This is a genomic window from Deltaproteobacteria bacterium GWA2_45_12 (assembly GCA_001797365.1).
Lineage (GTDB): Bacteria > UBA10199 > UBA10199 > UBA10199 > UBA10199 > UBA10199.
Map to the genome: position 1 here is coordinate 2,299 of MGPH01000011.1, position 11,819 is coordinate 14,117.

Sequence of the window (11,819 nt, forward strand, 5' to 3'; positions counted from 1 at the left end):
GCAAAAATATTGGCTGACTCTTACCTCTGTTGACCAAGCACTGGATCGCGCAAAAATTAATTTACAATCAGGTGAAACAGCCAAAGCGGAACAATTCCTCAGTTTGGCCGAGGCGTGGATTTTGGACAGTGAACAAACATGGATGGCTTATCATGGCCAGTTGGAAAAAGGCGCCCAACGTGGCGCGAACACATCATTGGTGGTTGCCGGTACTTGCGGAGGAATTGTAACGGGTGGAGTACTGTTTGGAACTTTTGCAGGAGCCGCTGCGGGTGGTCTTGCGGTTGGCACTCATTTCGGGGGCTTTGCTCTTTTTTCGGGGGAGGAGGAAAAAGACAATGCAGCACCACCTATTTCTGGAACAGAAAATACGAATGAAACAAGTTCTCTACCCGATGTTCCTTATGAAATGGCACCTGCACCAACTCCAATGCCTTCATTACCCGAAACTGGGAAAAATAATGAGGATCAGAAGAAACCGGATATTTCCAAATCTGCCGACATCAAAGGAAACGGCCCCACCGAAGAAGAAAAAGCAGAACTAGAACTTCAACGCCAAATCCGTCGTGAAATTCGAGCCACGGCAAAAAAATATTCACTTCCCAATAAAGAAGAACTCATCGCTTGGGCGAAAGAACATTTAACAAGCTACCAGCAAAATCATAACATTCCTCTCGACCCACACTTGGGAGATTTTTTTCTAAAAACAGAAATAACCAATCCTGAAGATGGCGAACTGGTCGAAAAATGGAACGGCATGATTTCTGAATACAAACCAACGAGCGGAATTTCTTCAGTTGAAGATCTGGTGAAGAATCACCTTTTTGATAAGTACCTGAAAAACTACAGCCGAGGATACGCACAACTTGCAGATTTTATGAAGGGCTTCGGTGGAAATTGTGAAGCTGAAACCAAAATGATTATCGCCTCTATTTCTAGAACTGGCACACAATTACCGCCTGGATGGCAACTTGGCGTGCAGAGTTTCACAGATCATATTCAAGCTGTTGGTTACAACAAAGATACTGGCGAAGTTCAAGAACTGCTCACAGGTCATATTGAAAAATACGTTCGAGCGCCCATTTATCATCCGTATTATTTGTTGGATGGATATTTACAAGGACAAGGAAAGGATTCCCCCACAAGCATAGGTGAATTGCTTATCGTGGATGGCGGTATGAATGAAGAAAATGGCGACACCAGATCCACCAATACCAGCAGCGTTTACCGCGGAGAAAAAGGGGTCTATTATGACGGCAAAGTTCCCCTCACCGCTCGGCTCACTTATGGTAGCAGTATTACTGTAAACTACATTTTGAATCAGCCCAAAGAACAATTGGGGGAGAATAGCAAAAATGGCAACGGCTCAAATGAGAACTCTTTCATGGGAACCACTATTGAGGAATTTAAGCAAAGACGCGGAGACGCAGACTTCCAAAGCGTGGTACGAACCGGATATGCAGAGTGGGGAAACCGGTTTGGCCTCTTCATGAGTGATTATCAAAAAAATCAATCAATTATTTTTATCAAAACTGAAGATGCAGAAGTTTATAATAAGTTGGAAACTACTGAAGAAAAAGTCGACTTTCTTACCGATCTTGCTTTGAAAAAAATGGCTGCCTATGATGGCCTCTTCCAACAATTAGCAAGCGCCTTAGAGGCCCCGGAACAATTAGCCGCATTTGATGATAAGAAACTTGAGGATATAAAAGCCCGGCTAGAAGAGGCGTCCAACATTGAAAAAGTTCCATACCACCCACACAGGAGTCTTGGAGTTGATGAGAATGAATATCAAAGAATTTTCAGAACGAAAGCCCGAACGGCAGCTCCCCATCTTGAAACATTCTTACGCCGCTACACTGTTTTTACAAATAAAATGAAAACCAAACCCGAGTTCTTTGTGATGTGGCTGGATAAAAATTTTCATCGTCGCACACAACTCGAATTTCTTAAAAAAATGGATAACGCCACCAAAATATTATCAGTAGAAAAAGTGATGTTAGCTGATGAATTTGATGGCTTTGATGAGCCAATTGCAAAACTAGAAAATCCCAAGATCTTTGGCTTTGGCAAGAAAGCTGGCTTTGAAGCAGAGCGGAAAGCTCAATCCGCAAACGGTGCTCCAATTGAACTTCCTCCTGTTCCATACAATTCACCGATCGAAGTGGAGGTTGTTGATATTTCGCATTTACCGCCAGATGTACAAAAAGCCTTTGCTCAAGCCAAAATCGGTTTAGAAAACCGCAAAGAAGTTCCAGGACAAAAAGTTTCCAAAGGCACTCTGCAAGTGGAGCAGACAAGCAAATATACTATCAAACCGGAAACCATGATTGAGCTAATTTTATCTGATACTTTGATTTTACGCCAACAGGATAGGCTTCCAAGCCGATGGACCCCAGAACTCAGCCGTGTATTCCTAAAAATGAACCGTGATGGGAAATACGATGCAGCCTTCAAAGGACGTTGGACTGGATTCATCGGCAGTCGTCCGCAAAAAATATTCACCGCACCCAACCCTTATTTTGACGAAAAAAATCAGGACAAGATGAAAGATATGGAAATGGCTGAAATGCCTCACTCAATGATGGGTAAAATAAGATCAGAAAATAATCAGCGGTTCATCCCTCCCGACATCGCCCGCATTTTGGTGGACATCAAAAAGCGTGAAGCAAAGAAAACCCCCTAATTTTTTACGTTCCAAGATTTTTTCAGTACTGCTTGCCAACTCATCATGTTGAAGTTGTCCGTACCCCGCAATAGAGCCATCCCACACTTTCTCCTTCGATTTTGAATTCCCAGATGTTCAACCCGTTGGGCTCCGCCCACCCGTTTATGGATACACACCTGACGCAACCTCAGTTGCGGAGTCATCTATTTGAAATTATTTGTTTATTCGGTAATTTCTTCACTTTAGAGGGGTGTTCAATTTGTCATCTTTTGTCATCCTGACAGACAAGTGACTGTGATGTATGTCTTTTTTTGTCACCCAAAGGAGGACAAAATGCGCATGAAAAAAGTATCGATATTTTTACCTTTTGATGTTTTTGAAAAATTCCGTGTCGAGGCTTCGGAGCTCCGAATGTCGGTTTCGGATATTCTCCGGCAGCAACTGATGAAGGACGATTCCCTTCTTTTGTACGATGACGACCCGGCAGGGGAAGAGCGCAAAGAAGAAGATACGACCAAGCCACCTTCCGAGATTGATTTGGCTGTTATTGAAATTTTGTTTCTGTTGCGCGAATCTTTTCTCGAGCGAAATGGCCAAATCCTCAAAAAGACCCATGAGAAAATGGAAAAATTGTTTGGCAAGGATCGAAAGAGGATTTGAGTTTAAATTACGTTCATGTTTTGAAAGCTGGCATTGGCTATGAGTAACGATATTGCTACAAAATTAAAAACAGCCTTAGAAGAATGCGAACGGCTTCGTGATGAGAATAAAGTTTTACGTCACAAGCTGAGCCTGTCGGAGCCAACCATCGAGCAAATTCCTATAGTGAAGCAGGCCACGAATTCCAACCTTTTATCGACAATTCAAAAAATATCCTTGTTCCGTTCCTTTTTTCGCGGACAAGAAAACGTGTTTGCTTTTCGTTGGGAAGGCAAAGGAGGTAAGTCGGGTTACTCGCCTGCTTGTGGCAATGAATGGGTTCCCGGTATTTGTGAAAAACCGCGGATCAAATGTTCCGATTGCCCCAATCAAAAATTTCTACCCATGACCGATCAGATTATTCATGATCACCTGATCGGCAAAAGAACTATCGGCATTTATCCGTTGCTTCCGGATGAAACCTGTCACCTTCTTGCCGCTGATTTTGATAAAGAGAATTGGCTGGAGGATACGCGCTCGTTTCTTCAAGCATGCCGTGAACAGGAGATTGATTGCATTTTGGAGCGGTCACGTTCCGGCAAAGGTGGGCATGTTTGGATCTTTTTTGAAAAACCGATTGCTGCATCCCAAGCACGGCGGCTTGGGAGTTTTTTACTGACAAAAGCCATGGAGAAGCGGCATCAAGTGGGGCTTGATTCCTATGACCGGTTGTTTCCCAATCAAGACACCATGCCCAAAGGAGGGTTTGGCAATTTGATCGCGTTGCCACTGCAAAGGGAACCCAGAAGCCGGGGCAATAGCGCTTTCATTGATGAAAATGGCAATCTTCACGAAAACCAATGGTCAGTTCTTTCCGGAATCAAAAAAATAAATCAGAACCGGATTCACGACCTTCTTTCCTCTGTGGACTTTCATGCGGAAGTTGGGGAGATCCCGCTCATTTCCGATGAGGACGAAAAACCCATCAAGCCATGGGAAAAGCAGAAACAGAAATCTCATAAGGTCAAAGGACCTTTTCCTGAAAAAGTCAGGATTACTTTGGCAAACATGGTTTATGTGGAAAAGAGCGGGTTGCCATCGGCCATGTTGAATCGCATCCTTCGCTTGGCCGCCTTTCAAAATCCTGAATTCTATAAAACCCAAGCCATGCGGCTTTCCACGTACGATAAGCCCCGGATCATTTCTTGTGGGAATGAATTCCCTGACCATGTGGCCATTCCTAGAGGTTGTCTGAAAGAAGTTATAGAGCTGCTGAATGAATACGGTATCAAACAGGAAGTTTCGGATGAGCGATTCATGGGTAAGCCCATTCAGGCCCGTTTTATTGGGAAGTTAAGAGAACTCCAAAAGCAGTCGGTTTCTGAGCTCATGAAACATGATATGGGAGTTTTATCTGCAACCACCGCCTTTGGTAAAACAGTCGTGGCAGCTTGGATGATTGCGAAGAGAAAAACAAACACGCTCATCCTTGTTCATCGGAAACAATTGATGGATCAGTGGAAGGAACGCCTCTCCCTATTTCTTGAAATGCCGGCAAAATCTATCGGAGAAATCGGCGGTGGTCGCTCCAAAGCCACAGGCTTCATTGATATTGCCACCATGCAGACCCTCTGCCGCGAGGGTGAAGTAAAACCAATTGTTGCCGATTATGGCCATGTGATCATTGATGAATGCCATCACATTTCGGCTTTTAGTTTTGAACAGGTTCTTAAGCAGGTAAAAGCCAAATATGTGTTGGGGCTGACGGCTACACCTGTGAGGAAAGATGGCCATCACCCCATCATTACGATGCAGTGTGGACCCATCCGTTTCAAGGTCACGCCCAAACAGCATCAGGAATTGACAGGTTTTGAACACGGGGTGATTCCACGATACACCTCATTTAGATTGCCCGAATTCAGTGCACGTCTCAGTATCCAAGAAATCTATTCGGCACTGATTCAAAACAAATCCAGAAACGACCTCATTTTTGACGACCTTATGAAGGCCTTGGAGACAGGGCGATCCCCGCTCATTCTCACGGAACGCACAGAACATCTTGAAGAAATAGAGAAACGATTGAAGGGTTTTGCCAAAAACGTTTTTGTCCTTCGGGGCGGAATGAGCAAAAAGCAACGAACAACTCTCATGGATGAAATCCATAAACTGCCCGACTCCGAGGAACGGGTTATCCTCGCGACAGGCCGGTATATTGGTGAAGGATTTGATGACAGCCGCTTGGACACTTTATTTCTGGTCATCCCCATTTCATGGAAGGGCACATTGCAACAATATGTGGGACGCCTTCACCGTTCCCATGCGGGCAAAAAGGTGCTGCAAGTTTACGATTATGTGGATCAGGAAGTGCCGATGCTCCGAAGGATGTTTTTACGGAGACTCCAAGGTTACAAAACCATTGGGTACTCTTTGAAGGAAGGAAATCTAAATTCACCCAAAGCTCCAATTTATTTACGCGATGACACCCAATAAAATTTTATTGATTTCATCATTCTGATGAGATTTATCTTGAGGAATTGCTAAAAATGCCCCGATTCAAGCAAAACAAATCAGAGAGGCAGCGATTGTTACGCCAAAGACGCAACGAAAGGCCGTTTCTTTTTGATCCGCAATTTACTCGATGCCTGGGAGCGGCCGAGAGGGAGATATGGGAAGAGGCAATCTCATTTTCCGGCGGCGATGTAACCGAAGCGGCGGAAGAGTGCGGGCTGAAGGACATTCCGAGAGGAACTAAAGTACTTTGGGGACGTTCCGCTGAAGAGGCTTTGGGAACCTATAGGCGGTGGCAAAAACAAAACTCAAAATGACAATATCAAATAAAACCCTTTCTCTTCGACCCTATTTAGAAACGATTGCCGAGTATTGTCAGAAACTAACAAAAGAAGAATTGCTCGATGTCATCATTGGCATTGCGCAGGATATTCCTCAAAATCAGCGTGCCAAATTTCTTGATAATTTTCCTCACCTTTTAAAACAGACTGTTTTTTCAAAGACTACCAGCCGCGATCTGCTTACCCAAATCCTTGATCTTAAGGCTGAGGTCCAAACCAGGATAAAATCTATTGAAGACGGATCTTACTACGATGAAAATGATGCTTGGGATGAATACGATGATGAAAGTCCACCATTTTTGACAGAAGAGATGAAGACTGAATTGGAGTTATATTTCCGTGAAGTCGATAAGATTTTTTGGGCGAGCCTTTATTCCGAAGCCAAAAACCTTTATCACGCCCTTTTGCATTTTATGGAAGAGTCGGAGAATTCATTTTTTGGATCTGGCCCCATTGATTATCACATGGACATTGATTGCCGGGAAGTCAGAGCTAGATATTGCCGGTGTCTTGCTGAAACTCAAAATGAGCCAAAGAAGTTAGCCCAGGAAATGCTTGCAGCAATGAATCTCCAAGCGCCTGTCAATTCTTGCCACTTGGAACTATCTGAAGAAAAATATCCAATGCTCCAAGATGTGATGGTTGCTAAACTTGGTGACTTGCCCAACTGGAATTTGTTTCTGGAGGAATGGAAAAAACTTCTCAAACAAAATGATACCGATCGGGCTCATCTTTTGTTGATGGAAGTTACCCTGTTGACAGAAGGGCTTGAGGCCCTTGCCAGCCTTGCCAAACGCTTTGGAGAGAAACAACCGCGGGGTTATTTGTACTGGATTCAGGAATTGTGCAAAAATTCGAACTGGAAAATAGCAATAAGTGCCTGTCAGGAGGCCCTTCAAAGTATTTCTCAGGACACGTTTAAAGTTCAGGTGGCCAAATATTTGATTGAAGCCGCGCAAACGATGGATGACAAAAAAATGATGCTGACCGGTAGGCGTAAAAAGTTCTTTGCGAGCTTAAAACGAAACGATCTGGTTGATTGTCTTACTGAGGCCTCTACTCAAAACCTACGTGATTCTGAGATCAAAATCATTTTGGAGCATCTTCTCAATTTGGAGAAACCAAAGGCACTCCAAACATTGATCCTCATCATTTCTGGAAAACTGGATGAGGCTTTTGAAAGAATAAAAAACAGCAAGGCCATTGGGTGGTCTATTGATGAAAGCGGAACTGGCATCCTCTTTGGAAGCCTTTTAACAGTATTAACCAAGCAGGCAGATAACGCTCAAGTTATAAAGACCGTTTTGCAGCAATATGCGGATCAAGATTCACGGAATGATTGGCCTGACCCAGACGAAAAATATAAAAACAGTTTTGGTGTGACCCACGAAATCAGGAAAAGCTTACAAAAAATTTCGGCAACACAAGAGCAACAACAAAAATGGCTATCGTGGGCCACTGGTATTGCTGAAAGACGCATCGATCATATCCTAACCAATAAACATCGCAGGGCCTACGGACGTGCCGCCGAAGTACTCGGAGCCCTTGCTGAGTATTATATTGTTCAAAAAGACCCAAGTAGAGCGGTCGCTCTTTTATGGGAACACCGTGAGAGAAAATACAATCGGTTTCCAGCTTTCAAGCAAGAATTGAAAAATGTTCTCAATTCGTCAAAGTTGCTCAAAAATTTGGCGTAACAGGCCAGCAAAAGACATCCTATTGGTAGTCAGGTTTTCTATTATCACGCAAACAAATCGGAGATTTGCATCAAGTTTATGAGTGTAGCTCCCAAAAATGAAATTCAAAAATATCTTCAAACTGGCGACTATGATGCAGATTTGACGGCATGGTCTGAAGGCGGCTATTTTGATAGAGCTGGCGCTGAACTAAAAAATGCCCTGATTTTAGAGGTTAAACGTCGCAATCAATCGACTTCTTCTCCGACACTGATACCCGCCGATCCTGTTACATTCACGCGCAATAAAGTTACCCCTATGGTGCGGGGTCTTTTTAATCGGCATGAACAAGAAATGTTGCTCGGCGTTCTTGAGCATTCTGTCATATTTCTCACATCAACTAACATCTGCGACGTTCTGCAAAACATCGACTGGCCATATACAAGATGGGTCTTGGCAAATCTCTATCTCGCCAGCATCGGTGCAGAACTTCTCGGTGCCGACGCCCCTCAAATCGTAGGTCTGAGCGAGGGGCCCACTTGTTATGTTTCAATGGAATATTTTCACGAGGATGACAAGTTTGCTGACTTTGTTATCCATGAGGTGGCCCACATCTTCCACAACTGCAAGCGCTACACAGTTGGGCTCCCAGAGAAACGCCGGTGTGAGTGGTTGCTCGATATAAAGTACCAAAAACGTGAAACTTTTGCTTATGCTTGCGAGGCCTATAGCCGCATTCTTGAACTTGGCAATTCCCTTGCATCTCGAAAAAATTTGCTTGGAGAGTTAACCAGCGGGCCGATGCCAACTGATAAACGTGTCGACATCAACGAGTATCTCGATATTTTACGTGAGGCCTTGGAAGCCCGAAATGGCTGGAAATGCATATTAGCCCGCTGTGCGAAATTCGACGATCCAACTCTTCTGAAATAATAATATCAAGGTCATAGTCCTTCCACCAGTTCGCCCAAAACATTCATCACTTGTGAAAGTTTTTGCATTGTATCCGGCTTGGGTAAAGTCAAATTGACACGCATTTGATTGGTCTCTTTATCGAAAGTGAGGATCCTTGATGAGCCTTGCTCTGATAGCAGTTTGCCAAGCTTGGAAGCCAAACCCATGCCAACTTTAATTATGTCATCCCAAGTTTCGTGAGAAGAAACGTTTTGGGTCGGTTCCTGGGGAATTTTTTCATCTGACTTTGATGACGTACCAACTTGAAGAATCTTTTCTGAGATTTCTTGAATGCCCGTTTGATTATTGTTTGAGCTTAGCAAAGTTTCTTCTTGCATGGGGCTCGTTGCCTGTTCCACTGACTCCATGAATCTCTTAAGCCTTGTACCCCCAAAGAATACATTATTTTCTCTCCCATCCAAAACACCCGAAAAAAGGGATTTCTTGAAGGATAAAAGTTTGAGCATCCCTTCCTCAATCGTCCCTTCCGAAACAAAATGGATCACTCTTACCGGTTTTTGTTGCCCCAGCCGATGAACCCTTCCGATGCGTTGCTCCAATACCGCCGGGTTCTAGGGCTGATCCATATTGATAACCACCGAGGCATGCTGGAGATTCAAACCTACGCCCCCGGCATCCGTCGACAAAAAAACTTTACAAGAGGGATCCTCCCTAAATTGTTTGACCAGATTTTTCCTCTCACGCCCGGGCACACCCCCATGGAAGAAAACATGTCCCCATTTTTTAGCTTTGAATCTTCGCATGAGAATCTCATGAGTGCGCACCCACTGGCTGAAAATAACCACCTTGGTTTCCGGTTCCTCAAAGATTTCATTGAGGAGAGTTGTTACCTCATCCGCCTTCACCCCATAATCCGTCTTTTGGTCCAGCAAATAGGTGCTATTGCAGGACATGCGCATGTTTTGCAGGAAAATCATCAATCGCTTCTGATCACCTTCCGATAGAAATTTGAACTTACGCCATTTCTTCACAATTTTGCACACCATCTCGTAATTTTCATCATGATGATCCTGTTGCTGACGGGTCATTCTTACAAAAAATGTTTTGTCCAATCGCTCCGGCAAATCTCCCAAAACTTCCTTTTTGGTTCTTCGGATCATCACGGACTTAAGCGTGTGGTTGATTTTTTGCAGATTCTTGTAGCCAACCACCTTACCCGTTTCATCGACTTCTTGATGTTCGGCCAGAAAGCGGAACAAGGGGCCCAAGTGGAATCGGTCCACGAATTCCACGATAGAATGCAGTTCCTCGAGCCGGTTTTCCAGGGGCGTACCAGTCAACACAATGGTGTGGTCGGAGACAAGTTTTTTAACACTCTGGGCCGTGCGGGTTTTCCAGTTCTTAATTCTTTGGGCTTCGTCAAGGATGATGAGATCCGGCTTCCAGTGATGGATCAATTCCAAATCCCGATGAATCACGTCATAGTTGGTAATTTTATAGAAAGTATCTGTTGCATACTTTACCTTCCGGGTTGCCAACAATCCCTCGATGACCTCGGCACTTCGATTGGCAAACTTTCCGATCTCATTTTCCCACTGGTGTTTCAGGGAAGTCGGAGAAACAATCAGCACCCGTTTGACATCCACCGTACGGGCTAGAATTTCGGCGGCAGCAATGGCCTGGATAGTTTTGCCAAGCCCCATCTCATCGGCAATGAGACAGCGCCCCGTTCGGGCTGCAAACAAAGCACCCTCACACTGGTAAGGATAAAGAGGAACTTTGAGAAGATTCTCGAAATCGGCGCTTGCAGTTCCCTTATCAAAAAGGGCATTCACTCGCTCCACAAGGAGTTCTTGGTTACGCTGAAAATTGATGAAATTAAGGGTATCGTCATAAGCTCGAATCTCATGCCCGCTGTTTTTGACTTCCTCAAGAAACTGATCAAACTTGAGAATTCCATTCCTGTTTAAAATGCTTTCCGCATCAAAATAGCGTGAAAATAGTTTTATCAGTGTTGGGGAACACGAAGGAGCAGGTTTGAAAACCACCTCTCTTTTTGGCCCATAACGCAGGTAAACCTCGGAATAGGAAGGGTACAGGCCTTTTGATAATAGGGTCCGGGCTGTGCGTTTTTTTTCAAGCTTAGCCAAGGTAAACTCGATGTGCTTACAGGTGCCCAAAGTATTCACTGCAAAATCGGGGCATGAACAAAAATTATCTCCGGGTTTTGGGCCGCGAAGGGCCACGCGATAGCGCTTACCACTTTGTGGGTTGATAATCACGAACTCGGAGACGAAGCTGGTATGTTTGATCAAAAAATTCTGTTCCCTGCCGAATTGACGTCGAAGAGTAATTTGCCACTCTTCAAGGCTCATATCATCGGGTTTCCTGGTCCGCGAAACTTTTGGTGTAGGAAGAGTTTGGGTTGTCAGATTATTTTGCATCATGTTCTCCTATTTTCGGGTACGCGATCGGGGCTTCCTGCACCGTGGTATCCGACGAGCATAACGCGCTCCCAGTGAATCCGGACACGCTCGCTGCCTGCACCACCGCCTTGTTGATCTCCTCCACGCCGGCAGGAGTCAATTGATTGCGAAATGTCTCGATACTCGTGTGATCGATTGTCTCGTTGGAAAATTCCAGTCCACACAGAAACCGCACTCCCGCGTGATGCGCCACCATGTCCTCGGTCTCCCGATCCGTCCATCGGTTCATGCTCTGCGCGATCAACACGCCCAAATGCATGCGTAGGTTCAGAGGGCGTCCATTGTGAATCTGGACCTTCATTTTGCGATAATGATTGGCGACTTCCGCCAACTCCCGCCACGGCAAAATCTTGGCCAGTACCCGGTACCGGCTGCCAGGCCCTACGATGACGTCCATCGTCAGCGAGGTGTCCGCAAACAGCGACTGTTGCTCGATTCCATCCATTATGGTCGACATATTTTCCTCCGGAATTGTGGGTGTTTTGAATCAGTGAAAACTTTGGAGATCCAGTGTTTACAAGCGTTTCCAATGATTCGTATTTCACAACATCCGAAGTCTTTTTGCAAAGATATTTTACACAAAATC

Annotated in this window: 10 protein-coding genes; 6 read left to right on the plus strand and 4 right to left on the minus strand. The window is 44.7% G+C overall.

All coding sequences use genetic code 11. The features are described 5' to 3' along the window. Positions 1-103 precede the first annotated feature (103 nt). Entirely contained in the window at positions 104-2,686 is a 2,583-nt protein-coding gene (locus A2048_00825) for a hypothetical protein (protein ID OGP10341.1), read from the plus strand. Here the strand turns inward: A2048_00825 and A2048_00830 are convergent. Beyond that, on the minus strand, positions 2,683-2,871 hold the full coding sequence (locus tag A2048_00830) for a hypothetical protein (GenBank protein OGP10342.1): 189 nt from the start codon (positions 2,869-2,871) through the stop codon (positions 2,683-2,685). The two genes, A2048_00825 and A2048_00830, sit on opposite strands and share 4 nt — an antisense overlap. Before the next feature lie 130 nt (positions 2,872-3,001). On the opposite strand from A2048_00830, the gene A2048_00835 reads away from it, so the two are divergent. The 5 genes from A2048_00835 (at position 3,002) to A2048_00855 (ending at position 8,765) form a co-directional block, all read left to right on the plus strand. Further along, positions 3,002-3,328, plus strand: coding sequence for a hypothetical protein (locus A2048_00835; protein OGP10343.1), 327 nt, complete (start codon positions 3,002-3,004; stop codon positions 3,326-3,328). Between the two features lie 39 nt (positions 3,329-3,367). Continuing rightward, a complete protein-coding gene (locus A2048_00840) occupies positions 3,368-5,797 on the plus strand; it encodes a restriction endonuclease subunit R (protein OGP10344.1) in 2,430 nt (809 codons plus the stop codon). A gap of 53 nt (positions 5,798-5,850) precedes the next feature. After that, on the plus strand, positions 5,851-6,132 hold the full coding sequence (locus tag A2048_00845) for a hypothetical protein (GenBank protein ID OGP10345.1): 282 nt from the start codon (positions 5,851-5,853) through the stop codon (positions 6,130-6,132). Further along, positions 6,129-7,853: a hypothetical protein gene (locus A2048_00850; protein ID OGP10346.1), complete on the plus strand. Its 1,725-nt coding sequence runs from the start codon at positions 6,129-6,131 to the stop codon at positions 7,851-7,853. Before A2048_00845 ends, A2048_00850 begins: the two co-directional genes overlap by 4 nt. A gap of 78 nt (positions 7,854-7,931) precedes the next feature. Beyond that, entirely contained in the window at positions 7,932-8,765 is an 834-nt protein-coding gene (locus A2048_00855) for a hypothetical protein (protein ID OGP10347.1), read from the plus strand. Between the two features lie 11 nt (positions 8,766-8,776). Here A2048_00855 and A2048_00860 read toward each other — a convergent pair whose 3' ends face one another. From A2048_00860 to A2048_00870, 3 genes are read right to left on the minus strand one after another with little or no spacing between them, the layout of a single operon-like run. After that, positions 8,777-9,346, minus strand: coding sequence for a hypothetical protein (locus tag A2048_00860; protein ID OGP10348.1), 570 nt, complete (start codon positions 9,344-9,346; stop codon positions 8,777-8,779). A 12-nt stretch (positions 9,347-9,358) separates the two neighbouring features. Then, complete coding sequence (locus A2048_00865; protein OGP10349.1) at positions 9,359-11,191, minus strand: hypothetical protein; 1,833 nt, start codon at positions 11,189-11,191, stop codon at positions 9,359-9,361. After that, positions 11,181-11,690 (minus strand): hypothetical protein, encoded by a 510-nt coding sequence (locus A2048_00870; GenBank protein OGP10350.1) that lies wholly within the window; start codon positions 11,688-11,690, stop codon positions 11,181-11,183. Before A2048_00870 ends, A2048_00865 begins: the two co-directional genes overlap by 11 nt. Positions 11,691-11,819: the final 129 nt, after the last annotated feature.